General features: G+C 69.6%; 22 protein-coding genes and 1 tRNA gene. 8 read left to right on the forward strand and 15 right to left on the reverse strand.

Features of this window, described 5'->3' with window-relative positions:
* Positions 1-24: 24 nt before the first annotated feature.
* Entirely contained in the window at positions 25-1,875 is a 1,851-nt protein-coding gene (gene lepA, locus ACI2K6_RS01435; RefSeq protein WP_023950748.1) for a translation elongation factor 4, read from the reverse strand.
* A gap of 272 nt (positions 1,876-2,147) precedes the next feature.
* On the opposite strand from lepA, the gene ACI2K6_RS01440 reads away from it, so the two are divergent.
* The 3 genes from ACI2K6_RS01440 (at position 2,148) to rpsT (ending at position 8,265) form a co-directional block, all read left to right on the forward strand.
* A complete protein-coding gene (locus ACI2K6_RS01440; protein WP_404567821.1) occupies positions 2,148-7,034 on the forward strand; it encodes an ExeM/NucH family extracellular endonuclease in 4,887 nt (1,628 codons plus the stop codon).
* Positions 7,035-7,150: 116 nt separating this feature from the next.
* A complete protein-coding gene (locus tag ACI2K6_RS01445; protein ID WP_404567823.1) occupies positions 7,151-7,888 on the forward strand; it encodes an alpha/beta fold hydrolase in 738 nt (245 codons plus the stop codon).
* A 116-nt stretch (positions 7,889-8,004) separates the two neighbouring features.
* On the forward strand, positions 8,005-8,265 hold the full coding sequence (gene rpsT, locus ACI2K6_RS01450; RefSeq protein ID WP_112614742.1) for a 30S ribosomal protein S20: 261 nt from the start codon (positions 8,005-8,007) through the stop codon (positions 8,263-8,265).
* A gap of 61 nt (positions 8,266-8,326) precedes the next feature.
* Here the strand turns inward: rpsT and holA are convergent, their stop codons facing one another.
* Positions 8,327-9,367 carry a DNA polymerase III subunit delta gene (gene holA, locus ACI2K6_RS01455; protein WP_378718627.1) on the reverse strand — a complete coding sequence of 347 codons (1,041 nt, stop codon included), beginning with the start codon at positions 9,365-9,367 and terminating at the stop codon, positions 8,327-8,329.
* A 41-nt stretch (positions 9,368-9,408) separates the two neighbouring features.
* A complete protein-coding gene (locus tag ACI2K6_RS01460; protein WP_404567825.1) occupies positions 9,409-10,524 on the reverse strand; it encodes a zinc-binding alcohol dehydrogenase family protein in 1,116 nt (371 codons plus the stop codon).
* Between the two features lie 92 nt (positions 10,525-10,616).
* Between ACI2K6_RS01460 and ACI2K6_RS01465 the strand changes: the two genes are divergently transcribed.
* A complete protein-coding gene (locus tag ACI2K6_RS01465; protein WP_404567827.1) occupies positions 10,617-11,216 on the forward strand; it encodes a TetR/AcrR family transcriptional regulator in 600 nt (199 codons plus the stop codon).
* Positions 11,217-11,225: 9 nt separating this feature from the next.
* Here the strand turns inward: ACI2K6_RS01465 and ACI2K6_RS01470 are convergent, their stop codons facing one another.
* The 6 genes from ACI2K6_RS01470 to ACI2K6_RS01495 form a co-directional block, all read right to left on the reverse strand.
* On the reverse strand, positions 11,226-13,556 hold the full coding sequence (locus ACI2K6_RS01470; protein ID WP_404567829.1) for a ComEC/Rec2 family competence protein: 2,331 nt from the start codon (positions 13,554-13,556) through the stop codon (positions 11,226-11,228).
* On the reverse strand, positions 13,553-14,167 hold the full coding sequence (locus ACI2K6_RS01475; RefSeq protein WP_404567831.1) for a ComEA family DNA-binding protein: 615 nt from the start codon (positions 14,165-14,167) through the stop codon (positions 13,553-13,555). Before ACI2K6_RS01475 ends, ACI2K6_RS01470 begins: the two co-directional genes overlap by 4 nt.
* Before the next feature lie 68 nt (positions 14,168-14,235).
* A complete protein-coding gene (locus ACI2K6_RS01480) occupies positions 14,236-14,550 on the reverse strand; it encodes a hypothetical protein (RefSeq protein WP_404567833.1) in 315 nt (104 codons plus the stop codon).
* Between the two features lie 51 nt (positions 14,551-14,601).
* Positions 14,602-15,030, reverse strand: coding sequence for a thioredoxin family protein (locus tag ACI2K6_RS01485; RefSeq protein ID WP_269266230.1), 429 nt, complete (start codon positions 15,028-15,030; stop codon positions 14,602-14,604).
* A gap of 71 nt (positions 15,031-15,101) precedes the next feature.
* Positions 15,102-17,684 (reverse strand): leucine--tRNA ligase, encoded by a 2,583-nt coding sequence (leuS, locus tag ACI2K6_RS01490; RefSeq protein ID WP_404567835.1) that lies wholly within the window; start codon positions 17,682-17,684, stop codon positions 15,102-15,104.
* 51 nt (positions 17,685-17,735) lie between these two features.
* Positions 17,736-19,064 carry an anthranilate synthase component I family protein gene (locus ACI2K6_RS01495; RefSeq protein ID WP_404567837.1) on the reverse strand — a complete coding sequence of 443 codons (1,329 nt, stop codon included), beginning with the start codon at positions 19,062-19,064 and terminating at the stop codon, positions 17,736-17,738.
* 42 nt (positions 19,065-19,106) lie between these two features.
* On the opposite strand from ACI2K6_RS01495, the gene ACI2K6_RS01500 reads away from it, so the two are divergent.
* Genes ACI2K6_RS01500 through ACI2K6_RS01515 form a run of 4 tightly spaced genes read left to right on the forward strand, consistent with a single transcriptional unit; the run spans position 19,107 to position 22,504 of the window.
* On the forward strand, positions 19,107-19,787 hold the full coding sequence (locus tag ACI2K6_RS01500; RefSeq protein WP_274177872.1) for a DedA family protein: 681 nt from the start codon (positions 19,107-19,109) through the stop codon (positions 19,785-19,787).
* Positions 19,788-19,791: 4 nt separating this feature from the next.
* Entirely contained in the window at positions 19,792-20,826 is a 1,035-nt protein-coding gene (locus ACI2K6_RS01505) for an App1 family protein (protein ID WP_112614726.1), read from the forward strand.
* 45 nt (positions 20,827-20,871) lie between these two features.
* A complete protein-coding gene (locus tag ACI2K6_RS01510) occupies positions 20,872-21,579 on the forward strand; it encodes an SOS response-associated peptidase (protein ID WP_404567840.1) in 708 nt (235 codons plus the stop codon).
* A 37-nt stretch (positions 21,580-21,616) separates the two neighbouring features.
* Positions 21,617-22,504, forward strand: coding sequence for a 3-methyladenine DNA glycosylase (locus tag ACI2K6_RS01515; RefSeq protein ID WP_404567841.1), 888 nt, complete (start codon positions 21,617-21,619; stop codon positions 22,502-22,504).
* A 101-nt stretch (positions 22,505-22,605) separates the two neighbouring features.
* Here ACI2K6_RS01515 and ACI2K6_RS01520 read toward each other — a convergent pair.
* From ACI2K6_RS01520 to ACI2K6_RS01545, 6 genes are all read right to left on the reverse strand, one after another.
* A tRNA-Ala gene (locus tag ACI2K6_RS01520) sits at positions 22,606-22,681 on the reverse strand.
* Between the two features lie 27 nt (positions 22,682-22,708).
* On the reverse strand, positions 22,709-23,098 hold the full coding sequence (gene rsfS / locus ACI2K6_RS01525) for a ribosome silencing factor (protein WP_112614722.1): 390 nt from the start codon (positions 23,096-23,098) through the stop codon (positions 22,709-22,711).
* A complete protein-coding gene (locus ACI2K6_RS01530; protein WP_404567843.1) occupies positions 23,095-24,300 on the reverse strand; it encodes a hypothetical protein in 1,206 nt (401 codons plus the stop codon). The genes rsfS and ACI2K6_RS01530 overlap by 4 nt, the downstream gene beginning before the upstream one ends.
* Positions 24,297-24,893 carry a nicotinate-nucleotide adenylyltransferase gene (gene nadD / locus ACI2K6_RS01535; protein WP_094261568.1) on the reverse strand — a complete coding sequence of 199 codons (597 nt, stop codon included), beginning with the start codon at positions 24,891-24,893 and terminating at the stop codon, positions 24,297-24,299. Before nadD ends, ACI2K6_RS01530 begins: the two co-directional genes overlap by 4 nt.
* 10 nt (positions 24,894-24,903) lie before the next feature.
* On the reverse strand, positions 24,904-25,131 hold the full coding sequence (locus ACI2K6_RS01540) for a hypothetical protein (RefSeq protein ID WP_112614718.1): 228 nt from the start codon (positions 25,129-25,131) through the stop codon (positions 24,904-24,906).
* A gap of 47 nt (positions 25,132-25,178) precedes the next feature.
* Complete coding sequence (locus tag ACI2K6_RS01545) at positions 25,179-26,441, reverse strand: glutamate-5-semialdehyde dehydrogenase (protein WP_404567845.1); 1,263 nt, start codon at positions 26,439-26,441, stop codon at positions 25,179-25,181.
* Positions 26,442-26,445 lie beyond the last annotated feature (4 nt).

The raw sequence follows: 26,445 nt of genomic DNA on the forward strand, positions 1-26,445 counted from the left end.
GTCTCCTCGTTGCTCCCCGTGGGGCTACTTCTTGTCCTTGCCTTCGACGTCGCCCGACAGCGCGGCGATGAACGCCTCCTGCGGCACCTCGACGCGACCCACCATCTTCATGCGCTTCTTGCCCTCCTTCTGCTTCTCGAGGAGCTTGCGCTTACGCGTGATGTCACCGCCGTAGCACTTGGCGAGGACGTCCTTGCGAATCGCGCGGATGTTCTCGCGGGCGATGATACGTGCGCCGATGGCGGCCTGGATCGGCACTTCGAACTGCTGGCGCGGGATGAGCTTGCGCAGGCGCTCGGTCATCATCGTGCCGTAGGCGTAGGCCTTCTCGCGGTGGACGATCGAGCTGAACGCGTCGACCTTCTCACCCTGCAGGAGGATGTCGACCTTCACCAGGTCGGCGGTCTGCGACCCGGCGGGCTCGTAGTCAAGGCTCGCGTATCCCTGCGTGCGCGACTTGAGGTGGTCGAAGAAGTCGAAGACGATCTCGCCGAGCGGCATGTTGTAGCGCAGCTCGACGCGGTCCTCGCTCAGGTAGTCCATGCCGAGGAGAGTGCCGCGGCGCGACTGGCAGAGCTCCATGACCGTGCCCACGTAGTCCTTCGGGGCGAGGATGCCGACCTTCACGACCGGCTCGGACACCTCGGCGACGCGGCCGTCGGGGTACTCGCTGGGGTTGGTCACCACGACGGTCTCGCCCGTGTCGGTCGCGACCTCGTAGGTCACCGACGGTGCCGTCGTGATGAGGTCGAGGCCGAACTCGCGCGACAGGCGCTCGGTGATGATCTCGAGGTGGAGCAGCCCGAGGAAGCCGCAGCGGAATCCGAATCCGAGCGCGACCGAGGTCTCCGGCTCGTACTGGAGCGACGCGTCCGACAGCTTGAGCTTGTCGAGAGCCTCGCGCAGGTCGCCGTAGTCGCTGCCGTCGATCGGGTAGATGCCGGAGAACACCATCGGCTTGGGGTCGGTGTATCCGGGCAGCGCCTCGGACGCCGGCTTGCGGTGGTTGGTGATCGTGTCGCCCACCTTGGACTGGCGGACGTCCTTCACACCCGTGATCAGGTAGCCGACCTCGCCGACGCCGAGTCCCTTCGTGGGGATCGGCTCGGGGCTCGACACGCCGATCTCGAGCAGCTCGTGCGTCGCGCGCGTCGACATCATCTGGATGCGCTCGCGCGGTTCGAGCTTGCCGTCGACCATACGGACGTAGGTGACGACGCCGCGGTAGGCATCGTAGACGGAGTCGAAGATCATCGCGCGCGCCGGTGCCTCGGGGTCGCCGACGGGGGCAGGGATGCGGTCGACGATGCGATCCAGCAGATCTTCGACCCCCATACCGGTCTTGCCGCTGACGCGCAGGACGTCTTCGGGGTCACCGCCGATGAGGTTCGCGAGCTCGGCCGCGTACTTCTCGGGGTCTGCCGCCGGCAGGTCGATCTTGTTGAGCACCGGGATGATCTGCAGGTCGTTCTCGAGCGCGAGGTAGAGGTTCGCGAGCGTCTGCGCCTCGATGCCCTGCGCGGCGTCGACGAGCAGGATGGCTCCTTCGCACGCGGCGAGAGAGCGGCTGACCTCGTACGTGAAGTCGACGTGACCGGGCGTGTCGATCATGTTCAGCGCGAACGTGCCGGAGTCTTTCGACCACGGCATCCGGACCGCCTGGCTCTTGATCGTGATGCCGCGCTCGCGCTCGATGTCCATGCGGTCCAGGTACTGGGCGCGCATGTCGCGGTCGGCGACGACGCCGGTGATCTGCAGCATCCGGTCGGCCAGCGTCGACTTGCCGTGGTCGATGTGGGCGATGATGCAGAAGTTGCGGATGAGCTCGGGCGGCGTTGCGGCAGGCGCGAGCGGCTGGAGTGCGCGCGGAGACATGTCCCGGAGAGTCTACCCGGGGCCGCGCAACGGCACTGCCGCGAACCCTCGCGCGCGGGATGGTACGAGGCCGAAGGCCGGACACGCCAGCACTCAGCTGGGTGATAAACAATTAACCATTCCGCTACTTGCCGAACACGTCGATGACGTCGAATGCTCAGTGCGGCGGCCGGTGGTTGCGCGATATCCCCCGCGCCCGGTCCGCCCCCCGGGAGAGCACCGTGATCACAGCAGACCCTGTCGCGCCCGCGCGACGCCCCTGGTACAGATGGGTGGCCTCCAGCGCCGCCGTCGCGATCGTGGCGGGAGGTGTGGGGTGGGCCGCGATGCCCGCGCGTGCCGCGGTCGGCGCTGACGCGCCCGTCGTGATCAACGAGATCTACGGCGGCGGTGGAAACAACGGCGCGCCCCTGAACCGCGACTTCATCGAGCTTCGCAACACCTCGGATGCCGCCGTCTCGCTCGACGGCTGGAGCGTCCAGTACGCGTCGAGCACGGGAGCCGACTGGCAGGTGACTGCTCTCGCGGGTGCCACCATCGAACCCGGCGGGCACCTGCTGATCGGTCAGGCCATCGGCGGTAACGCCGCGCTGCCCGGCTTCACGGCCGACATCGAGGGCTCCATCCCGATGAGCGGCACGCAGGGCAAGGTCGCGCTCGTGAACTCGACGGCCGCGCTCAGCGGTGGATCGGGCCTCGCGCAGAACGACGCTGTCGTCGACTACGTCGGGTGGGGCAACGCGACCGACTTCGCAGGCTCCGGCGCGGCACCGGCGACGTCCAACGCGACGAGCATCGCCCGCGACGACGTCGCCGGAAACACCGCCGACAACCGGGCCGACTTCGCTGCCGGAGCGCCGACGCCCCAGGGCAAGGCCGGCACGACCCCGGAGCAGCCTGGTGAGCCAGAGCAGCCTGGTGAGCCGGAGCAGCCCGGTGAGCCGGAGCAGCCCGGTGAGCCCGTGACGGCGACGATCGCCGAGATCCAGGGCACGGGCGGCCGTTCGCCCCTGGCAGGTCAGACCGTCACGACGGAAGGCGTCGTCACGGCGCACTATCCCACGGGCGGGTACAACGGCTACGTCATCCAGACAGGCGGCACCGGCGGTGCGATCGATTTCGCGACGCATCGGGCCTCCGACGCGATCTTCGTCTACTCCCCCGCTGCGGTCGGAGAGGTCACGCCCGGTAGCACGGTGCGCGTTACCGGTGTCGTGGGCGACTACTTCGGGCTGACGCAGCTCACCGTCGGCCCGGGAGGTGCGACGGCGATCGCCGACGCGGCCCCGGTGGTGCCGGCGACGGTGGCGTGGCCGACCGACGACGCGCACCGCCAAGCGCTCGAGTCGATGCTGGTTCAGCCGCAGGGCGACTTCGTCGTCGCCGACAACTACAACCTCAACCGATTCGGCGAGCTCGTGCTCGCCACGGGTGCCGAGCCGCTGCGCCAGCCCACGGATGTCGCTCGTCCCGGTTCCGCGGAAGCGGCGGCCGTCGCGGCGGACAACGCCGCACGCCGCGTGGTGCTCGACGACGGCTCGTCGACTAACCTCGCGGCAGCCGGTGCGACACCGCCCTACATCTCGACCAGCGAGCCCGTTCGCGTCGGCGCTCGGGTGACGTTCGACGCGCCGGTCGTCTTCGATTACCGCAACGACGCTTGGAAGCTGAGCCCCGTGCGGCACATCGTCGCCAGTGAGAACCGTGACGACGACATCACCGTCGAGAACACGCGCACCGCCGTTCCGGCGGAGGTCGGCGGGGACGTCTCGGTGGCGTCGTTCAATGTCCTGAACTACTTCACGACCCTCGGTGTCGAAGACAGCGCCTGCCAGGCCTACACCGATCGTGAGGGCAAGGGGACCAACGTCCGCGGGGGCTGCGATCAGCGCGGGGCGTGGGACGCGGCATCCTTCGAACGCCAGCAGGAGAAGATCCTCGCCGCGATCAACGCGCTCGATGCCTCCGTCGTCGGACTCATGGAGATCGAGGACTCGGCGCGGCTCGGTGAGCAGCCTGACGAGGCGACCGCTTCGCTCGTCGCCGCCCTGAACGCGGCGGCCGGCTCGGAGCGCTGGGCGTTCGTGCCGTCGTCGGACGAGCTGCCGGATGCCGCGGGGCGCGACGTCATCACGAACGCGATCATCTACCAGCCGAGCGCCGTCGAACGCGTCGGCGACGCTCGGGCTCTCGGAACCGAGTCCGACGCGGGCGAGGCCTTCCAGAACGCACGGGCTCCGATCGCGCAGGCCTTCGCCCCGGTCGACGGCGGCGAGCCGTTCCTCTTCGTCGTCAACCACTTCAAGTCGAAGGGCTCGGCGGGTCCCTGGGCGGGTGACGCCGACACGGGAGACGGCCAGGGAGCCTCGAACGAGTCGCGCGTGCGACAGGCGCGCTCGCTCGACGCGTGGGTCGATCGGATCCAGGGCGACGTGGACTCCGTCCTGCTGGCGGGAGACTTCAACTCCTACTCGCAGGAGGACCCGATGCAGGTGTTCTACGAGTCGGGATATGTCGACGCGGGGATCACGTTCGATCCGACGGACACCAGCTACGTGTTCCAGGAGCTTTCCGGCTCGCTCGACCACATCCTCATGAACGAGGCCGCGTACGAGCGCGCCACGGGCGCCGACGTGTGGAACATCAATGCGGGCGAGTCCATCTTCCTGGAGTACAGCCGGTACAACTACTTCCCGGTGAACTTCCACGACGACGGCCCCTACCGTTCCTCCGACCACGACCCGGTCAAGGTCGGCCTCTCGGCGGAGGCCACGGCCCCGGTCGAGCCCATCGATCTGACGCTGCTCGGGATCAACGACTTCCACGGCCGCATCACCGGGGTCACGCCCGCCAAGCCCGCCGAGGGCAAGGTGGAGGCCCAGCCCGAGGTTCCGGGGACCGTCGGGTTCGCCGGAACCATCGAGGAGCTGCGCGCCGCTGCACCCGACGCTGTGCTGCTGTCGGCCGGTGACAACATCGGGGCTTCGCTCCCGGCGTCGTCACTCGCTCAGGACGAGCCGACGATCGACGTGCTGAACGCCCTTGATCTGCGGGCGAGCGCGGTGGGCAACCACGAGTTCGACCGCGGCTTCGCCGACCTGCGCGACCGCGTCATCCCGCGTGCGGACTTCTCGCACCTCGGGGCGAACGTCTACGCCGCCGGCACGACCGATCCCCAGTTCGACGAGTACGAGCTCATCGAGTCTCAGGGCCTCACGATCGGCGTCATCGGCGTCGTGACGGAGGAGACCGCGTCGCTGGTGAGCGGCGCGGGCATCGCCGGTCTCGAGTTCGGCGACCCCGTCGAAGCGGTCAACCGCGTCGCAGCCGACCTCACCGACGGCTCCGGCGACCAGGCCGATGTCATCGTCGCGCTCTACCACGAGGGTGCGGCCGACAGCGCCTCGGACGCGAGCCTCGACGAGGCCGTCGCCGACAGTGCGGTCTTCGCCCGCATCGTCAAGGAGACCTCCCCCGAGGTCGACGCCATCTACACCGGTCACACGCACAAGCTGTACGCGTGGTCGGCGCCGATCCCGGGAACGGACCGGACGCGACCGATCGTCCAGACCGGCTCGTACGGCGAGTTCGTCGGCAAGGTCGTGCTCTCGGTCGATCCCACGAGCGGTGAGGTCGTCTCGCACTCACAGGAGAACGTCGGCCAGACCACGACGCCCGCCGCCGACCTGATCGCGACCTACCCGCGCGTCGCCGAGGTCGACGAGATCGTCCGGCAGGCGCTCGCGGACTTCGCTGAGATCGGCAACACGCCGGTCGCGACGATCTCCGCCGATATCACCAGCGCGTACTCGGGCGGCTCGTATGTCGACGGCGCCTATGCCGGCGGCAAGCGCGACGACCGGGCGTCGGAGTCCTCGCTCGGAAACCTCGTCGCGGAGTCGATCCGCTCCAACCTCGCGAACTTGCCGAACGGCGCGCAGATCGGCGTGACGAACTCCGGCGGCCTTCGGGCCGACCTGTTCGACACGCAGGCCGAGTTCGGGGCCAACGCGGTCGCGGGCGTGCCGGACGGCACGGTCACCTGGGGTCAGGCGTACGCCGTGCTGCCGTTCAACAACACGATGGCCCTCGTGACCCTCACGGGCGCCGACTTCGTGCGCGTCCTCGAGCAGCAGTGGCAGCGCGATAAGGACGGCAACGTGCCGTCGCGTCCGTACCTGCAGCTGGGCCTGTCCGACAATGTGACCTACACGTTCGACGACACCCGCCCGGAGGGCAGCCGGATCACCTCGGTCACGGTCGACGGGCAGCCGCTCGACCTCGACGCCGAGTACCGCATCGGCACGCTCTCGTTCCTCGCATCCGGTTCGGGAGACAACTTCCGCGCCTTCGCCGCGGGCACCGACTACGTCGACACCGGCTTCCTCGACCACGAGGCCTGGATCGAGTACCTCGGCGCGCAGCAGCCCGTCGCGCCCTCGTTCACGAAGCACGCTGTCCGCGTCCAGGGCGTGCCCGAGACCGCGGCCGCGGGCTCGACGCTCGAGCTGACCGTGTCGAACCTCGACATGACGAGCCTCGGAGCACCCCAGAACGGTGCTGTGGATGTCTCGTTCGGCGGCGAGGTCATCGCGTCCGCACCGGTCGCGGGCGGAAGCACGGTCGTGTCGGTGCCGCTTCCGGCCGACCTCCCGGACGGCGCCGCCGAGCTCGTCCTGACGACGGATGCCACGGAGACGACGGTCACGATCCCGGTCCGGATCGGCGAGCCGAGCACCGAGGCGGGAACCGACCCGGGCACGTCGGCGTGGGCGCAGGTCGAGCTCTCCACCACCCGGGTCGAGCAGGGCGGGTTCATCGATGTGCGTGTGTCGGGCCTCGAGCCCGGCCAGCGGATCGGCGCGACTCTGTTCAGCGAGCCGATCGAGGTGCGCGGCATCCCGGCCGCCGACGGCTCCGGCGTCACCACGTTCCGGGTGGCGATTCCCGCGGACTTCGCGGTGGGAGCGCACACGCTGCGGATCTCGACGGCCGGCGAGGAGCCGCTGGAGTTCGCGATCACCGTCGTGCGCTCGGGGCAGCTCGCGGTGACCGGCGCGGAGACGCCGCTGGGCGTTCTGCTCGCGGGAGCGATGCTCCTCGTCGCGGGCGGCGTCATCGCGGTGACGCGGCGACGAGGTGCCGTCTCGGAGCGATGATTTCGCGGGCACGCTGATGCGACGTGAGGGCGGCCGGGATCACCGGTCGCCCTCACGCGTTCATGTGCTCGCCGAGCTGCTCCCCCGCCCAGGGTTCGGGTCCGTAGGGTGGAAGCATGACCGCGCAGGTGGTGCTCGTGCACGGGATCCGGACCTCGGCCACGATGTGGCGCGCTCAGGTGGCCCACCTCCAGGATCGCGGCATCCCCGTCACGGCGCTCGACCTGCCCGGCCACGGCACTCGCATGGCCGAGACCTTCACTCTCGACGGTGCGTTCGCGACGATCGACGATGCGGTTCGGGATGCCGCTGAGCGCGGCCCCGTATTGCTGGTGGGCCACTCGATGGGCGGACTGCTGAGCACCGCTTACGTCGGCCGCGAGGAACGCCCGCCGGTGTCGGCGTTCATCGCCGCGTCCTGCACCGCGATCCCCCGTGGCTTCGGCCTCGCGGTGTACCGAGCGCTCGCCCTCGGGTTCGACCGCTTGCCCGGCCGTGGCCAGCGGATCACCGACTGGGTCCTCGACCGCACGCTTCCCGTCGAGACCCGGCCGGACTTCGGCGCCGGCGGATACGCCTACGACGCGCAGGACGTTGCGCTCGCGAGCCTGTCGGTGCTCGACCTGCTCGCGGCGATCCGACGGATCGATGTGCCGACCTGGTTCGTGAACGGTCAGTACGACCAGCTGCGCGTCAATGAACGGCTGTTCGCGAAGCTCGCGCCCGAGGCGGAGTTGATCGTCGTCCCCCGCACCAGCCACCTCGTCACGGCCATGCGTCCGCGCGTGTTCAACGCGGTCATGGATCTCGCCCTCGCGACCCTCGCGAATACCGGCTCTCGCGACGCGACCTGATAGACTCTGAAGTCGGCTTGCCGTGTGGGTTCCTCCCTCACACGACCGCCGTGCGGCATCCCTCTACTGTCGCCCGGCACATCCACCGAAAACTCCGAACGAAAGATACGTCGAACGTGGCGAACATCAAGTCGCAGATCAAGCGCAACAAGACCAACGAGAAGGCGCGCGAGCGCAACAAGGCCGTCAAGAGCGCGCTGAAGACCGAGGTGCGTCGCACCCGCGAGGCCATCGCCGCCGGCGACAAGGCCGCTGCCGAGAAGGCGCTGGCCAAGGCCACGAAGAAGCTCGACAAGGCCGTGAGCAAGGGCGTCATCCACGAGAACCAGGCTGCGAACCGCAAGTCGGCTATCGCGAAGCAGGTCGCCGCTCTCTGAGCCGCCGCTGTCGAAGGCCCGTCCCCGCGTGGGGCGGGCCTTTCGCTTTGCCGCTGAGCGATCAGGACCCGTAGGGTGACCGCGTCGCGATGACGGTGACAAGCCGCTCGACCGCGAAGACGGGGTCGCGCGAGGCGCCCTTCACCTCGGCATCCGCGCGGGCGGCCGCCTGGATCGCGGTCGCGAGGGCGGATTCCGTCCAGCCGACGAGATCGCGCTTGGCTCGGTCGACCTGCCAGTCCTTCATGCCGAGCCGGGCAGCGAGCGCGGCGGACGGCTCGCGCGTACCGACGACGCGGGCCATGGTGCGCAGCTTCGAGGCGATCGCAGCGACGAGCGGCACGGGATCGGCCCCACTGGCCAGAGCGTGCCGCAGCGTGATGAGGGCCTCGCCGTAGCGGCCGGCGATCGCGGTGTCGGCGACGGCGAAGGCGGTCGTCTCGACCCGACCCCCGTAGTATCGCTCGACGACCTGGTCGCCGATGTCACCGGGCACGTCCGAGATGAGCTGCTGACAGGCGGCCGCGAGCTCGGTCAGGTCGTCGGCGAAAGCGGAGACGAGGCTGCGCAGCGCCGACGGAGCGATCCGCTTGCCCGCAGCCTTGAACTCCCCCGCCGCGAAGTCGAAACGGTCGGAGTCGCGCTTGATCGCGGGAACTGAGATCTCGACCCCGCCCCCGATGCCCGAACGGATGGCCTCGAGCAGCTTCTTGCCCCGGACACTCGCACCCGTGTGCCGCAGGACGATCGTGGCGCCCTCCTGCGGATTCTCGAGATACGCGAGGGCCTCTGCGAGGAAGGCGTCGGAGCACTTCTCGACGCCCGCTACTCGCACGAGCCGAGGTTCGCCGAAGAGTGAGGGCGACGCCATCCCGAGAAGGGTGCCCGCGGCGTAGTCGTCGGCGCGGATGTCGGAGACCTCGAGGCTCGGGTCCTCGGCCTTCAGATAGTCGCGGAGTCCGGCGATGGCGCGCTCGGCGCACACCTCTTCGGGGCCTGCGACGAGCACGATGGGCGCCGGTTCCGGCGTACGCCACGACAGCTGCCGGATAGCCGACTTCGCGGCACCGCGGGCGGCAGGACGTCGGGGACTCGGCGGCATGCTCCCAGCCTAATCGCGACCACCGACCCCGATCGGTGGCGCTACAGGCGGACGACGAGCTTTCGGGCGGAGACGCCTGTGTGAAGCAGGTTCAGCGCGTGTTGAATGCTCTCCAGACCTTCCCCGACGATTTCGGGCTCGGGGGCACAGACATGCCGACCCTCGGCGAGAGCCCCGGGCAAGTACTGCTCCCACAGCATGGGTCCGACGCTGTTGGTCATGAGAGAGCTCCCCCAGACGAACCGGGCCGCGATGCCGTGGCGGCGAGCCCGAGCCTGCGTCGCGAGCTGAGCCAGCCCGATCGTCGTCATCGTGCGCAGGAACGCGATGCTCGGGCCACTGCGGCGCGGAAGCGTCGTGAAGGCGACCGGCGGGCTCAGCAGAGCGACGCGACGCGCGCCGGCCGCGGCGGCGATCCTCACCGCGGCATCGCCCGAGCCCGCCCCGATCGCGACCACACCGGCGAGGGGGCTGCCTTCGACGCCCGAGACGATGGCGGCGACGGCTGCGGGGTCGCGGTAGTTGACGACGAGCTCCGCGCCGAGCTCGCGCATTCGCGCCTCGTTGTGCGGTGACGCGGTGGTGATGACGCGATAGCCCGCCGCCACCGCCAGCTGGATCGCGTTGCGCCCCACACTCGTCGAGCCGCCCCACACGACCACGGTCTCCCCCGTCGGTGGTTCGTCGGCGCTCGGGCTGCGGAGTGCGAGCTGATCATCCTGGAAGAGAGCCGTGGCCGCCGTCGAGACGGCGAGCAGCAGCACCGCGGCCTGCTCGTACGGAAGACCGTCGGGCAACGGGGTCGCGAGGTCTTCTCGTACGACGACGTAGAGCTGGAACGCGCCTTCCGCCTCATGGCGTCGGCCGCGCTCCATCCCGACGGCGTACGCGGCAACGCGGTCGCCCACCGCGAAGCGCGTCACCCCCGGTCCGACGGCGGCGACCTCGCCGGCGACATCCTCCCCGAGCACCGCGGGATAGCCCAGCCAGCGGTACATCAGGTCGCCTGTCCATTGCTTGACGTCATCGAGCGGGTTCACCGCGACCGCCCGGCTGCGGACGAGGATCTCCCCCGGGCCAGGCTCATGCATCGCAGCGGGCCCGACGACGAGATCGGCGCGCGCGGACGGGAGCCAAGCGGCGGCGTTCGATGACATGGGTGGGCTCCGTTTCGAAGGGCGATGACACGATCTGTCATCACTGCGTCGTGCCCATGATGTCACATGATGTCATCAGGTAGGCTCGCCCCATGCCACGTTGGGCTCCCGATGCCGCACTGCGCCTGGAACAAGCAGCCGTCGAGCTGTTCCGGTCGCAGGGGTATGCGGCTACCACGGTGCCGCAGATCGCCGAGCGGGCGGGTCTGACGACGCGGACGTTCTTCCGTCACTTCCCCGACAAGCGCGACGTGCTCTTCCTGCGAGAGCGCGAGTTTCCGGATGTCGTCGCCAACCTGCTCGCCGCCGCGCCCGATGGGCTCGACCCGATGGCACTGGCCATGCACGGCTTGCTCGCCGTCACGCCCGAGCTGGAGGCCTGGCGCGACGCGATCCGCGAGCGCCGATCGATCATCGCCATCGACCCACATCTCATCGAGCGCGAGCGATCGAAGTCAGCGGTGCTGGCGCAAGCGATCCGCGACGGGCTCCGGCGACGCGGCGCCGATCACATCGACGCTCTGCTCGTCTCCCAGACAGTCGTGGGGCTCTTCGACACCGCGCTCGAGCTGTGGACCGCTGAGGACTCCGACGCGACACTGGCCTCGATCATCACCGACTCCTATGCGCGGCTGGCCGAACACGTCTCCCACCCGGAGCAACCGGCTCACGGCCCGGAGAACGCGGACTGAACCTCGGGTTCATCCCGACGCCGTGAGGCGCTCGCGCCACACCCGGATGCCGTCATCCGTCATGGTGAGCGCTGCCGCCCCGGTCTCGTCGGTGCGGACGATCTCGCGACCGAGCGACCGCAGGAGGGCGAGGGTTTCTTCGCGGGGATGGCCGTAGGAGTTCTCCCCCACCCCGATCAGCGCAACGCGCGCGCCGAGTCGGCGGTACAGCGACGCGGCTTGGTCGGCGCTGCCGTGGTGCGACACCTTCACGACGTCGTATGTCGACCGCAGCGCGGCGCCGAGGGCCAGCTGGGGCGTCTCCGAGAGATCGCCGAGGAGCAGCACGGCGGGAATCCCGCCTCCGCGGACATCGATCACCACGCTCGAATCGTTTCCGGGCGCGAACCCGCTCGCGCGACTGCGCGGCCACAGGACCTCCCACTCGGCGGCGCCCAGCACCCCCGCCAGCCCGGCGGAAGCTGCGCGAACCTCTGCCCCGGCAGCGGCGAGCCGCGCGAGCAGCTGCTCCTCCTGCGGCTCCGCGACCGGACCGTGAAGAACCGCACCGACGCGCCCCATGACCGCATCGCTGCCGCCGACATGGTCGAGGTCGAAGTGGGTGAGTACGAGGAGATCGATACGGCTGACCTCGAACCGGTCCAGGCACGCCGCGAGGGCCTCGGGATCGGGACCGGTGTCGACGAGAGCGACGGCGTCATTCGAGCGCACGAGGACCGCGTCGCCCTGGCCCACGTCACACAGCGCGATCGCCCAGTCCTCGGGTGTTCGCGCCCGGTCGAGCGGCCCCGTTACGAGGCCCGCGCCGACCGCCCCGCCCACTGCGAGGGCGACGAGCCCCGTCGAAATGCGACGAACCCGGCGAGGGGTGCCGGGCAGCACAGCCAGCAGCAGCGCGGTGCAGAGGACCGTCGCCAGCATGACGCCCGGCGCACCCGGGATCCATGCGATCGAGTTACCCGGGACGGCGTCGACCGCTTCCGCCGTGGCGGCGATCCAGGCACAGGGCACCCAGGCGATCGCGGCGAGACCGCTCGCCAACAGCGGCACCCCGGCGCTCAGGCATGCCGCGAGGCCGGCGATGGTCGCCAGCGGTGCCGCGGGCGCGGTCAGCGCGTTGGCGAGCACGGCGTACACGGGCAGTCGCGGATCGATCATCACCAGGATCGGGGTGCACGCGAGCTGGGCAGCGGCCGGTACGGCGATAGCGAGCGCCAGCGGGCGCGGCATGAAGCGCCGAAGCGAGTCGCTCACAGGTCCGGCGAACAGGATCAGGGCTCCGGTCGCCGCCGACGACAGAGCGAACCCGATGCTGCCGGCGAGCCAGGGGTCGGCGATCAGACACGCGACGATCGCCAGGCACAGAACGGATGTTCCCGCACCCGCGCGCCCGAGCAGCGCTGCGAGCATCGCGATCCCGGCCATGGCAGCCGCGCGCACGACGCTCGGCTCGGGTGAGACGAGGATCACGAAGCCCGAGAGCGCCGCGAGCCCGATCGTGACGCGCCACGGGCGGCGCAGCCCCAGCATCCCGGCGCCGACGAACGCGATGCCGACGACGAGCGCGCAGTTCGCCCCGGAGACCGCGGTGAGATGCGAGAGCGAAGCGGTCTTCATCTGCGCATCGAGCTCGACAGTGACCGCGGATGTGTCGCCGACTGCGAGCCCTGCGACCAGGCCTGCGCCCGGCTGCGGCAGCGAAGCGGCCTGCGCGAGCAGCGCTGTGCGGAGGCTTGAAGCCAGGGCGAGGGGACCCCGCGGCCGGGACACCACCTCCGGCGGGCCGGCCGCCGTGATGACGAGGACCGGCCGCTCCCCCGGCCGGGCGGGCGCGGCGGAGCCGGTGAGCGAGACGGTGGCACCGAGGTCGAGCCCGACGGGACGCTCGGCCGTACGGACGACGACAGGCACCCGGGTCGCGGTGACGTCGCCGCCGATCCGCACACGGGTGGCGACAGCGTCGAAACGCCAGCCCGTCGCAGAGCTCAGGATCTTTCCCGTGACATCGGCTTCGATCGCCACCACCCGCCCGCCGGATAGGGGCAATGCGAGGACCCGATCGCGGTCCGGCGCGCTCATCGCGATGTGTGAGACGGCCGCGGCGGCGAAAGCGAGAGTGACGGCGAAGATCGTGATCGGCGAACGTCGCGGGCGTGCGGCGCCGCGGGACCTGCGAAGGGAGATCGCCACGGCCACCAGCAATGCCGTCGCGACCGTCCACAGGACCGCCGCCACGATGACCGCGACCTCGGGATGGTGCGTCGCCACGAGTGCGACGACCCAGACACCGATCGCGACGGGGAGCAAGCGGAGGTCGCGAGGGCGCATGCGGGCGCTCACACGCGGACCCGTTCCCGCAGTGCCTCCAGCATCTTCTCGCCGATCCCGGACACCGCCAGGAGGTCTTCGACGCTCGTGAAACGCCCGTTCTCCTCGCGCCAGGCGATGATCCGCTCGGCCAGCGCAGGACCGACGCGCGGAAGAGTGTCGAGCGCAGCGGCATCCGCGGTGTTCAGATCGACGAGGCCGTCCGTACCCGCCCCGCCGGACGCTCCACCGCCTGCCGATTCGGGCGGCGCTTGACCGGGCTCGGGGACGAAAAGCTGCTCGCCGTCGGTGACGGTGCGCGCGAGGTTCACTCCCGCCGGATCGGCCGTGTCGCTGAACCCGCCGGCCGCGGCCACGGCGTCGACCACGCGCGCGTCGGCGTCCAGGCGATACAGGCCGGGACTCACGACGGCGCCATGGACGTGGACGTACACGGCGGCGGCGCCGGTGTCGCTGTCAGGCCCCGCCGTCGGCGTCACGACGGGGGTCACCACCGACACCGGCGCCGCGAGCGATCGGATCATGCCGATCGCGACGGTGACCGCCGCTGCGGCGAGAACGAGGACGACTAGTGCCCCGACACCCAGGCGGCGCCGGGCCGGAGCGGGGTCGGGAGCAGTCACGCCGTCAGGCTAGGCGGGACGCTCCCGACCGCTCGGCCGTGGGTCGTCGCTTCGGGAGATCGAGGGCATCACCCTGTCTGGGGAGGGCCCGACGCGGCATCCGGCCGTCGTCGAGTAGCCGGCGCTGATCCCGGATCCGCACCTGCGGGTGGATCCGCCTCATGGGTGACCGGGACGCTCTTGTCCTCTGCGGTGCGCATGTCCCACGACGGCTTGCGCACGGCGTAGAAGATCAGCGGCGGTGCACCGAGGACGATGATCACCAGCCCGACGATCCAGGGATACAAGGCGGGTGAGAACGCGGTGAACCCCGACGGCGGGATGAACGAGAACACGAACGCGGCAAGGCTCGCGAGGAACCCGACACCCGCGACCAGCCCCATGGCCGGGACGCGGTAGGTCCGGAAGAGCACACCCCAGGGCGCGCTCCGCGGTCAGACCTCCCGCAGCAGACGGCTGATCTCGGTCGCGAGCGCGGACCGATCCGGAAGACCACCGGTGCGCTGACGAACCCTCCCGGTACCGTCGAGCACGAGAACCGTGGGTGTCTGCATCACTTCGAACCGACGAGTCAGGTCCGGGCGATGCGTGAGGTCCACCTCGACGTGGCGGACGCCGTCATGCTCCGCGGCGAGCGACGAGAGAACGCGTCGCGCCGCGGGGCACCGAGAGCACAGCTCGGTGCTGAACTGCAGCAGCGTAGCGGAGCCACCGAAGGCGCTCGCGCCAATCATCGCGGGCGTCACGAGCTCGCCGTCTGCGACATCGCGGGAGCGACCCCGCGAACGCCGGGAGACCAGACCGACCGCCGCGACGAACGCGACGAGCACGACGGTGAGGATGACGGCGGGAAGCGGCTGCACGATCGCCACCGTAGACCGCCGGCGACAGCGGCGGGGAAGTGTGTCATCGCGTGACGACTCCCCCGCCGTCATCAGCGAGCGGTGGTGAAGCTGACCACCTTCGGCGCCCGCACCACGGCGCGGGCGATCTCACGACCGTTGAGCGCGCGGACGATCTTGTCGTCGCTGCGGGCGAGCGATTCGAGCTCGTCGGAGGAGATCTTCGCCGACACGCTGAGCGTGCCGCGGACCTTCCCGTCGATCTGGACGACCGCGGTGACGGACTCCTCGACGAGAAGGGTCGGGTCGGGCTGACGCCAGACGGTAAGGCCCACGAACGGCCGGTGGCCCAGCGTCTCCCACATCTCCTCGGCGGTGTGCGGGGCGAACAGGTCGAGGATGACGGCGATCGCTTCCGCTGCCTCGCGAACCGCCGGGTCGGCGGCGCCGGCGCCGCTGTCGATGACCTTGCGGGTGGCGTTCACGAGCTCCATGAGTCGAGCGACGACGACGTTGAACTTCGTCTGCTCGACGAGCCCCGGAGCGTCGGCCCAGAGGCGGTGGGTGACGCGACGGAGCGCGGCATCCCCCTCGGCCCAGACGACGTCGATCTCGCTGTCGACGTCCGCAGCCACGCGCAGCGCACGGGCGAGGAACTTCGCCGCTCCCGTCGTCGAGACGTCTGCCCAGTCCTTGTCGTCCTCGACGGGTCCGGCGAAGGCCAGTGCCACACGCAGGACGTCGGCGCCGTGCTGCTCGAGCTCCTCCTGGAAGAGCACGAGGTTGCCCTTGCTCTTCGACATCTTCGCGCCGTCGAGGATGACCATGCCCTGGTTGATGAGGCTCGAGAACGGCTCGGTGAACTCCACCTGCCCCATGTCGAAGAGAGCCTTGGTGATGAACCGTGCGTAGAGCAGGTGCAGGATCGCGTGCTCGACCCCGCCGATGTAGAAGTCGACCGGGCCCCACTTGTCGGCCTCGCGAGGCGCGAAGGGCTGGCCTGCGTCGTTCGGCGACAGGAAGCGCAGGAAGTACCACGAGCTGTCGACGAAGGTGTCCATCGTGTCGGGGTCGCGAAGGGCCGGCTCCCCCGTCTCGGGATCGGTCGTGGTGACCCAATCGGTCGCCGCCCCGAGCGGCGAGGAGCCCTTCGGCGTGAGGTCGAGCCCCTCCACGGACGGGAGGCGGACCGGAAGCTCCTCGGAGGGCACCGGGACGATACGGCCGTCGTCGGTGTGGATCATCGGGATCGGCGTTCCCCAGAAGCGCTGACGCGAGATCAGCCAGTCCCGCAAGCGGTAGGTCTTGGCTGCGCGCCCGTTTCCGCTCGCGGTCAGCTGCTCGATGGCACGGGCGATGGCGTTGCGCTTGCTGAGCCCGTCCAGCGCACCCGAGTTGATCATCCGGCCGTCGCCCGTGAGGGCAACACCCGTGCGGGCGGGGTCGATGTCGTCGATCGCGGGCGTCGGGTCGATCGGCACGCCCTCGTCGTCGAGCTCGATGACCGGCATCGCCCCGGTCACCGGCGCGGTGGTGTCGACGACGACGCGCACCGGCAGGTCGAATGCGCGTGCGAAGTCGAGGTCGCGCTGGTCATGCGCCGGAACAGCCATCACCGCACCGTGGCCGTAGTCGGCCAGGACGTAGTCCGCCGCCCAGATCGGCAGTCGCTCGCCATTGATGGGGTTGATCGCGAAACGGTCGAGGAAGACGCCGGTCTTCGGTCGATCGGCGGTCTGACGGTCGATCTCGCTCGTCTTCTGGACCGTCTGCAGGTACTCACGGAAACGCTGCTGCACCTCCTCGGACGACCCCGCCGCCAGCTCGGCGGCAAGGTCGGAGTCGGGCGCGACGACCATGAAAGTCGCACCGTGCAGCGTGTCCGGTCGGGTCGAGAAGACCCTGATCTTCTCGTCACGGCCCTCGATCTCGAAGTCGATGTCGGCGCCGACCGACCGGCCGATCCAGTTGCGCTGCATCTGGATGACCTTCTGCGGCCAGAAGCCCTCGAGCTGATTCAGATCGTCGAGCAGGCGGTCGGCGTACTCGGTGATCTTGAAGTACCACTGCGTGAGCTTCTTCTTGACCACCTCGGCGCCGCAGCGCTCGCAATGCCCGTCGACGACCTGCTCGTTGGCGAGCACCGTCTGGTCGTTCGGGCACCAGTTGACCGGACTCTCCTTGCGGTAAGCCAGCCCCTTCTCGTACAGCTTCTGGAACAGCCACTGGTTCCAGGTGTAGTACTCGGGGTCGCTCGTATGGAGCACGCGGCTCCAGTCGAACGAGACGCCGTACTCGTGCAGGCTCTGCTTCTGCTGGGCGATGTTGTCGTACGTCCATGCGCGGGGGTCGGCACCGCGCTTGATGGCGGCGTTCTCAGCGGGCAGGCCGAAGCTGTCCCAGCCGATCGGGTGCAGCACGTTGTAACCGCGGTGCCGCCAGAAGCGGGCCACGATGTCGGAGTAGAGGTAGTTCTCGGCGTGCCCCATGTGAAGGTCGCCCGAGGGGTACGGGAACATCGCGAGGACGTACTTGCGGGGACGCTTGTCGTCATCGCCGCCGGCCCGGAAGGGATCGGCGTCTGCCCAGGCGCGCTGCCACTTCGCCTGCACGGCGTGGGCGTCGTAAGCGGCGGAATCGGGCGTGTTGGCGCGATCAGTGGAGCTGTCGGTCACGGGTGAACCAATCTGGGAATGCGAAAAGGGCGCGAGAGCACCGCTCCCAGGCTACCGGACCCGTTCCCGCCACCGGGGCGGCAGGTCCGCTCCGAGCGCGGCCAGCGGCGCCCGCGCCTTCAACGCGACCTCGTCGACCTCGGCTTCCGGCTCGGATCCCCACGTGATGCCCCCGCCCGCGCCGACGTAGGCCTGCTCGCCGTTCACGACGATCGATCGGATGATCATCGCGAGATCGGCGTCGCCGTCGCGGCCGACCCAGCCGAAACAGCCCGCGTACGTCCCCCGCGGAGCGCCCTCGAGGTCGTGCAGGATCGTCATCGCCGAGAGCTTCGGTGCACCCGTCATGCTGCCGGCCGGAAACGCGGCGGCGAGCACTTCCGACAGCCGCGTACCGGGCCGGATCGATCCCGACACGCTGCTGACGAGCTGGTGCACCGCGGGGTAGGTCTCGACCTCCAGCAGACGCTCGACCACGACGGAACCCGGCGCACTGACGCGCTGGAGGTCGTTGCGCATGAGATCGACGATCATGACGTTCTCCGCGCGTTCCTTCGGGCTCGTCACGAGGTCCCGCACCAACTGATCGTCGGATGCCGCGTCATCGCCGCGCCGCCGCGTGCCCTTGATCGGACTGGTCAGCACGGTTCCGCCGGTGAGCCCGAGGAAGCGCTCGGGGCTCGCGCTGATCAGCGCCCGCTCCCCCGATCGGATCAGCCCGCCGTGATGCGACGACGACGCGGCACGCAGCCTCCGGAACACCGCGAGCGCGTCGAACGGGTGATCATCGCGAACGGTGAAACGCGTCGTGAGGCACAGCTGGTACGCGTCACCCCGGCGGATCGCGCTCCGGCAGTCCCCGACGAGCGCGGCGTACTGGTCAGGGTCGACGCGGGCCTGAGCGACGAGATCACCCGTCGCCGCGTCCCCCCGCGCGCGCGCGGAAGCCCCTGTGCGCCAGGTGTCGACCTGCGCCGCGAAGTCGTCGACGGCGTCGGCCGGCGCCGCCACCCATACGCGCCGCGCGGCATGGTCGAACGCGACGAACCTCTCCACTCGGAGCCAAAGAGCCTCGGGGTCCGGCACATCCCGCTTCGACGGCGCGCCTGCTCGGGATGCCGCCGCGTCGTACCCCGCCCAACCGACCCAGCCGCCGACGAAGGGGCCCGTGCGTGCCTCGCGGCCCATCCTCTGCCGGGAGGATCCGTCGACGACCGGGTCCGGCGGATCGCCGGGCTCGCCCGAGCCGATCCAGCTCCAGCCCGAGGCGGCGTCGACGCCGGCGTCGAGCCAGAAGACATGCTCGCCGGGCACCTCGCCGATGAGGTTCGCGGGATCGGTCCAGCCGTCGAGGCAGCGGAAGCTCGTCGTCTCGGGCACGATCACAGGTTATGTCTTAGGTCACGCCCCTAGGCTCGGAGCGTGAACGAGATCCTCGACTGGATTCTGAACACCGTGCAGAGCATCGACCCGGTGTTGCGCACGGTCGTGGCGGGTATCGCGATCATGCTCGAGACCAGTGTGCTCATCGGGCTCGTGGTGCCGGGGGACACCGTGGTGATCGTGGCCGCGACCGCGGTCGGGAGCGTCGGCGAAGGCTTCATCCTGGGTGCTGCGGTCGTCGCCGGCTCGCTCGCGGGAGAGTCGATCGGGTTCGCGCTCGGGCGCTGGCTCGGCCCTCGCATCCGCTTCTCTCGTCTCGGGCGCCGCATCGGCGAGGACAACTGGGTGCGTTCGGAGCTCTATCTGAGACGCCGCGGCGGCCCCGCGATCTTCCTCTCGCGATTCCTGCCCGTCCTGCATTCGCTCGTGCCTTTGACGGTCGGCATGAGCGGCTTCTCGTATCGGCGCTTCATCGCGTGGACGGCGCCGGCCTGCGTCATCTGGACCTCTCTCTACGTCGGAGTGGTCGCGGCCGCGGCGAAGACCTATCGCGAGGTCTCCGACAACATCCAGTACGCGGGATACCTCTTCGTCGGCGTCATCGTGGTCTTCCTGCTCCTCGCCTACCTCGTGAAGCGACTGATCAGCCGCCGCGAGGCACGTCATCTCCGGCTCGAAGAGGAGAAGATCCGACGCGCGGACGGGGACGTGAAAGACTGAGGTGATGGCTTCCTCACCCGCACCACGGAAGAAGATCCTGTGGTTGGCGCGCCTCGAGCGCCGCTTCCACTCGTGGCGCGAACGACGCGCCCGCGCGCGCGGTCAACGACCGACCGTCGCCGCATACCCCGGCTATGGCGGCGACGGCTGGGTCCGTGTCCTCGGACGCGTGCTGATCGCACCGAAGAAGCGGCCCGCGAAGGGTGGCGAGTACGCCTCGGTCCGTGGGTGGCGCAGCTTCGCGTCGGTCCCGGTGGCGTTCGCGCAGGTGAGGGTCACCGTCGCGGGCACGACGCATGAGATCGTGGCCGATCGCGGCGGCGTCATCGACGTCGAGCTGCCCGGAGCCCTCGAGCCGGGCTGGCAGACGATTTCGATGACCGTCGAAGGCAGCGAGGTCATCGAGACCCGCGTCTTCGTGATCTCCGGCGACACCGACTTCGGAATCATCTCCGACATCGACGACACGGTCATGGTGACCGCTCTGCCGCGTCCCTTCGTGGCGGCATGGAACTCGTTCGTCCTCGACGAGCACGCGCGCCAACCGGTGCCCGGGATGGCCGTCATGCTCGAGCGGCTGACGCGCGACCGTCCGGGCAGCCCGGTGATCTATCTGTCGACCGGCGCGTGGAACGTCGCGCCGACCCTCATCCGATTCCTGCGACGCCATGTCTTCCCCTCGGGACCGATGCTTCTCACCGACTGGGGGCCGACCCACGACCGCTGGTTCCGCAGCGGACGCGATCACAAGGCCGAGAACCTGCGCCGCCTCGCGAAGGAGTTCCCGCATGTCCGCTGGCTCCTGGTCGGCGACGACGGCCAGCACGACGACGCCCTCTACACGGCGTTCGCCAGTGAGTACCCAGATCGGGTGCGTGCTGTTGCGATCCGTCGACTGTCACCGGCGGAGGCGGTTCTCGCCGGTGGCCGCACCGCGGTGAACGATCACTCCGCGGCGCAGGTGCCGTGGGTCTCCGGCTCGGATGGAGCGGCGCTGCTCGACCGGCTCGCCGATGTCGGCGTGATCGCGCGCGACTGAGGTCGGCATCGCCCGGATGTCGCACGGGCGCCCTACGCTGAAGACATGTGCGGTCGTTTCGTCGTAGCCCGCGTCGGTTCCGAGCTCGCGAGCGTTCTGCACGCCGAAGTCGTCCCCGACGATCTGCCCCGTCCGTCGTTCAACATCGCGCCGACAGCGCAGGCGACGATCGTGCTCGACTCGGTCAAGACCGAGCCTCCGACGCGTCGCCTCGCCTCTGCCCGCTGGGGCCTCGTGCCCGGCTGGGCCAAAGATCCGTCGGTCGGATCGCGGGCGTTCAACGCCCGGTCCGAAGAAGCGGCGGAGAAGCCGACGTTCCGCGATGCGCTGGTCTCGCGCCGGGCCGTCATCCCGGCATCGGGCTATTACGAGTGGCGAGATCACGGCGGTGCGAAGACGCCTCACTTCGTCCGGCCCGAGAACGGTGAGCCGCTCTTCTTCGCTGGGCTCTACGAATGGTGGAAAGACCCATCGCGCCCCGTCGACGACCCGGGCCGGTGGCTGCTGAGCTTCACCATCCTGACGCGCTCAGCGGTCGGCGGTCTGGCGGAGATCCACGACCGCATGCCGCTGATGATCGACGCCGAGTATGCCGATGTCTGGCTCGATCCCACCACCGAGTACCCGGCCGACCTGCTCGACGCGGTGTCCGAGGCGGCTCCGGCCGTCGTCGACACGCTCACCTGGTTCGCCGTCGGCGCCACTGTGGGAAACGTGCGCAACGACGATCCGTCGCTCATCGAGCCGGCGTGACGCGGTTTCCCGGCGCACGGGTGTCTATCCTCGAGAGGTGACGCTCCGCCTCTCCGCCCCCGTGCAGTTGGCGCCTGAGACATGGCATCAGCTCGCCGACGCGCACGCGGAGCGGGCTGATGCGCTCACTGAGGCGCACCGACGGCGCGCTTCGCGCGCTGAGAAGCACCCGGTCGAGGACTTCCTGTTCACGTATTACTCCTACAAGCCGGCCATTCTCCGGCGCTGGCATCCAGGCCCTGGTGTCGTCCTGAACGGCGGCGCGGACCAGCGCGGCGGGTGGCGTTGGTATGAGATCGTCGGCGGCCGCAACGTGCGTGTCGCAGACGAGCAGTTCCGCCAGGAGCGCGCGTCGCTGTACCGCGGCGTGACCGGACTCCTCCGCGCCACGCGCGACCGCGCGGGGGTCTTCGGCTGCTTCGGCCTCCATGAGTGGGCGATGGTCTACCGGACCGATGCCACGCGCCACGAGATCCCGCTCCGGCTGGGCGCGGCGGGAACGGATGCCGTCGTCGAGGCCCACGACCTGCGCTGCACGCACTTCGACGCGTTCCGGTTCTTCACGCCCGAGGCCGTGCCGCTCAATCGCGAACCGCTCGACCGAGAAGGGGCCGTCGCACGCGAGCAGCCGGGTTGCCTGCACGCCGGCATGGACGTCTACAAATGGATGCTGAAGCTCGGGCCCCTCGTTCCCGGACATCTGCTCCTGGACGCCTTCGTTCTGGCTCGCGACATCCGCGAACTCGATATGCGCGCCTCGCCCTACGATCTGCGTGACTGGGGCTACTCCCCCGTTGCGATCGAGACCGCCGAGGGCAAGGCCGAATATGTGCGCCAGCAGCGGCTGCTGAGCGCCCGCGGTCAAGCGTTGCGCGCCGCGGTGCTCGACGTGGTCGACGTGGTCGACGCCGCAGCGGCCGTCTGAGCATTCGAGTCACGCCGGGCGTGTCACCCGAGCCGCAGCACTCCGCGACTCGGGCGACACCACCGCCGTAAAAACACGAAATCCCCGCCGAAGCGGGGACTTGGTGGACCTGAGGGGACTCGAACCCCTGACCCCCTGCATGCCATGCAGGTGCGCTACCAGCTGCGCCACAGGCCCGTGGTTTCCGCTCTCGCGGCAACTCATTTAGCTTACAACATCTCCAGGGGTGCTCGTGACCACGGCGGCCTCGATCGGGATGACCGGGCAGTCCTTCCACAGGCGCTCGAGCCCGTAGTAGACGCGCTCCTGCTCGTGGAACACGTGAACGACGAGGTCGCCGAAGTCGAGCAGCACCCAGCGCGACTCGGTGCGGCCCTCCCGGCGCAGACGCTTGTGGCCGGCCTCGAGCATGCTCTCCTCGACCGCATCGGCGATCGCGGCGACATTGCGCTCACTGTTCCCACTGACGAGCAGGAACGCATCCACGAGCGGGAGGGGCTGCGACACGTCGAGGGCGACGAGGTCTTCGCCGCCCTTCGACTCTGCGGCCGTCGCGGCGACGGCGACCATGTCGATGACTGCTTGTGAACTCATCCGAAGACTCCTGTGAAAAGCGAGACGAGCAGAACGCCCGCCAGGGCGAGGGCGAGGGCCCCCGCGGTGATGGCGAGGGCGACCGTCCAGCGGCTGCCCTTCTCCGGCGCCGGCGGACGAATGACGTCCTCGGCGCTCTTGATGGTCGAGATGGCCGCGCTCGCGGCGATGGGAGTGGGCGAGGACGACGCCGGCAGCTCGCCGTCCACGAGAACCGCATCGACCTCCTTGCCGTCCGCAACGCCCGGGACGACACCGGTCGAACCGAAGTTCTCGGGCAGCGTGAACGTCCCGGTGATCAGAACCTCGCCGGTCGCGGTCACGGGTGCGACCAGCGGGCCGCCGTCGGGGTTCTCGGCGAGGATCAGTGCGTTCGGCGTCGTGAACGCGCCCGTCGCCGCGGCACTGCGCGACAGCAGCTGATCGAACGATGCGGGCACGTCGCTGGCGGCGGACTCCCCCGCGAGCAGATCGGCGCCGAGGTCGTTCGAGACGACGTGGCGCTCGGGCTCCGCTTCGCCCGCGGTCTCGTCGATCGCGCGCTCGTCGTCAGCGACAACATCGTCCTCGGCGATTTCGTGCGCGGCGATGTCGTGCTCGGCGCCGGTCTCTTCGGGGACGGCCTCCTCCGCCTCGACAGCCTCGGAACCCGCTGCCTCAGACTCAGACTCGGTCTCGACCACAGCGTCAGTGACGTCCGGGGAGGCGGCTTCCGTTTCGGCATCCGCACCATCGGCCGCCTCGGCCTCACCGTCAGCGCGGGGGGCGTCGAGCTCGGCGCCGTCCTGGGCATCCTCGTCGGCGGCATCCGATTCGACTGTCCGAGCCGCGTCATCGGCCGCGCGTGGACCGGACACGTCGGAGTCGTCGGATTCGGCCGCCACGGTCGGGTGCTCGCCGGTCGCTGTCACGACAGGGATGGATGCCGTGCGGATCTTCTCCTGCAGGCGAGCCTGGCGACGGGTCAGCGCGGGCGAGCCGAGATCGACAGACGTCTGCGGGACGGGCGCCGGGGGAACCTCGACCGGCTCCGCAGCACGCGGCAGCGGCGCTGGGGCGGGCGTCGGCTCCGCTCCGGTCGCCGACGCGTCGTCGGTGGCGTCAGGGTCGACGATGATCGGATTGGAAGCCGTGTTGCGCAGCTCACGCAGTTGTCGGCGCGTCAGCTGCGGAGTCGGTGGCTGTTGCTCGTTGTCGCTCATGCCTTGCTCCGATAGAGATGATGCTTCGCAATGTATTGGACGACCCCGTCTGGAACGAGGTACCACACCGGATGTCCGCGTCCGACTCGTGCCCGGCAGTCGGTCGACGAGATGGCCAGCGCGGGGATCTCGAGCAGGCTCACGTCATCGCTGGGCAGTCCGGCACTGGAAAGCGTGTGGCCGGGACGCGAGACGGCGACGAAATGCGCGAGCTCCCACAGTTCATCATGGTTCCTCCAGCTGAGAATCTGCGCGATGGCGTCAGCTCCGGTGATGAAGAAGAAGTCGGCGTCGGGACGTTGTGCCTTCAGATCGCGCAGTGTGTCGATCGTGTACGTCGGACCGTCGCGGTCGATGTCGACGCGACTCACCGTGAACATCGGGTTCGAGGCCGTCGCGATGACCGTCATGAGGTACCGATGCTCCCCCGGCGACACGAACGACTTCTGCCACGGCGTTCCCGTCGGCACGAAGATGACTTCGTCCAGATCGAACGACTGCGCGACCTCGCTCGCGGCCACCAGGTGCCCATGATGAATCGGGTCGAACGTGCCGCCCATCACGCCGATACGCGGCGCACGCGTTCCCGTCATCGGTGCGGCCTCAGTGGTGGCCGTTCTCCGACTGCGTCAGTTGCTTGCCGTGAGCGGCGGCGTAGGCCTCGGCCTTGCCGTCGTGGCGGTTGGCGACGTTGCGGTACGACAGCGTCACGAGACCGAGAGCGAGGAAGATGACCAGGGCGATGACGCCGAAGATCATCGTCTCCGCCTGCACATTGCCGTGGTGCTCGGTCTGCTCGGCGGCGAATGCGGTGATCGTGGCGAGGGTCATCGTGGCTCCGTTCGTTTCGCGCGGCGGCGCGTATCAAGTTTAGGTGGTCAGGCGCGCGTCTGCCCGGCGCCGCGCGCGAGCCACTTCGTGCTGGTCAGCTCAGGAAGTCCCATCGGGCCGCGGGCATGCAGCTTCTGAGTCGAGATGCCGACCTCGGCACCGAAGCCGAACTCGCCCCCGTCGGTGAACCGCGTCGACGCGTTCGCCATGACGACAGCGGCGTCCACTTCAGCGAGGAAGCGCTCGGCATTCGCATCGTCGGCGGTCACGATGGCCTCGGTGTGCATCGTCGAGTAGCGACGGATATGGTCGAGAGCCTCGTCGAGATCGTCGACCACGCGCATGGCGAGGTCGAGGCTCATGTGCTCGGTCGCCCAGTCGTCGTCCGTTGCGGGAACGGCGGCGGGCACGAGGCGGCGCACGTCATCGTCGCCGTGGATCGTGACTCCTGCGCCGATGAGCGCCGCGGACACGGGCGGAACCAGACGGTCGGCCGCCGACCGCACGACGAGCACGGTCTCGACCGCATTGCAGACGCTCGGCCGCTGCGCTTTCGCGTTCACGACGATCTCGCGCGCCCACTCGAGCGGAGCGGACTCGTCGAGGACGATGTGGACGACCCCGGCTCCGGTCTCGATGACCGGCACCGTCGACTCGGTAACGACGGTCTCGATGAGCTGGGCACTGCCGCGAGGAACCAGGACGTCGACGAGGCCCCGGGCCCGCATGAGCGCCCGCGCGCCGTCGCGGCCGAAGTCATCGACGGTCTGGATGCCGTCGGGGTCGACCCCGGCTCGCTGCAGCGCACCCCGCATCGCCTCGATCAGCGCGGCGTTGGTCGACTGCGCTGCGGAGCCGCCGCGCAGGACGACGGCGTTTCCTGAGCGCAGCGCGAGCGCCGTGATGTCCACCGTGACGTTCGGCCGGGCTTCGTAGATGGAGGCGACGACGCCGAAGGGCACGGACACCTTCTGGAGTCGCACGCCGCCCGGCAGCTCGCGCTCATCGAGCACACGCCCGACAGGATCCGGGAGGCGTGCCACATCGCGCACAGCACGCGCGAGGGACGCGACGCGTGCCTCGTCGAGCATGAGGCGGTCGCGCAGACCGGCAGAGATCCCGTCCGCCTCGCCGCGCTCCAGGTCATCGCGGTTCGCCGTGACGATGCGGGCGGTGTCGGCGATCAACGCGTCGGCGATGCCGTCGAGGAGCAGGGTCTTGGCGGCATCGTCCAGAAGGCCGATCGAGCGGCTCGCCCGTTTCGCGGCGCCCAGGCGCTCGGCGACGTCGGATGCGACGGCTGTGGTCATCACG

Source organism: Microbacterium sp. NPDC006705 (assembly GCF_044903545.1).
Classification (GTDB): Bacteria; Actinomycetota; Actinomycetes; order Actinomycetales; family Microbacteriaceae; genus Microbacterium; species Microbacterium plantarum.

Excerpts from the sequence above, each read along its gene's own strand:
- lepA (WP_023950748.1), bottom strand. The coding sequence starts at position 1,875 with ATGTCTCCGCGCGCACTCCAGCCGCTCGCGCCTGCCGCAACGCCGCCC.
- ACI2K6_RS01445 (WP_404567823.1), top strand. The coding sequence starts at position 7,151 with ATGACCGCGCAGGTGGTGCTCGTGCACGGGATCCGGACCTCGGCCACG.
- holA (WP_378718627.1), bottom strand. The coding sequence starts at position 9,367 with ATGCCGCCGAGTCCCCGACGTCCTGCCGCCCGCGGTGCCGCGAAGTCG.
- ACI2K6_RS01460 (WP_404567825.1), bottom strand. The coding sequence starts at position 10,524 with ATGTCATCGAACGCCGCCGCTTGGCTCCCGTCCGCGCGCGCCGATCTC.
- ACI2K6_RS01465 (WP_404567827.1), top strand. The coding sequence starts at position 10,617 with ATGCCACGTTGGGCTCCCGATGCCGCACTGCGCCTGGAACAAGCAGCC.
- ACI2K6_RS01480 (WP_404567833.1), bottom strand. The coding sequence starts at position 14,550 with ATGGGGCTGGTCGCGGGTGTCGGGTTCCTCGCGAGCCTTGCCGCGTTC.
- ACI2K6_RS01505 (WP_112614726.1), top strand. The coding sequence starts at position 19,792 with ATGGCTTCCTCACCCGCACCACGGAAGAAGATCCTGTGGTTGGCGCGC.
- ACI2K6_RS01510 (WP_404567840.1), top strand. The coding sequence starts at position 20,872 with ATGTGCGGTCGTTTCGTCGTAGCCCGCGTCGGTTCCGAGCTCGCGAGC.
- rsfS (WP_112614722.1), bottom strand. The coding sequence starts at position 23,098 with ATGAGTTCACAAGCAGTCATCGACATGGTCGCCGTCGCCGCGACGGCC.
- ACI2K6_RS01530 (WP_404567843.1), bottom strand. The coding sequence starts at position 24,300 with ATGAGCGACAACGAGCAACAGCCACCGACTCCGCAGCTGACGCGCCGA.
- nadD (WP_094261568.1), bottom strand. The coding sequence starts at position 24,893 with ATGACGGGAACGCGTGCGCCGCGTATCGGCGTGATGGGCGGCACGTTC.
- ACI2K6_RS01540 (WP_112614718.1), bottom strand. The coding sequence starts at position 25,131 with ATGACCCTCGCCACGATCACCGCATTCGCCGCCGAGCAGACCGAGCAC.
- ACI2K6_RS01545 (WP_404567845.1), bottom strand. The coding sequence starts at position 26,441 with ATGACCACAGCCGTCGCATCCGACGTCGCCGAGCGCCTGGGCGCCGCG.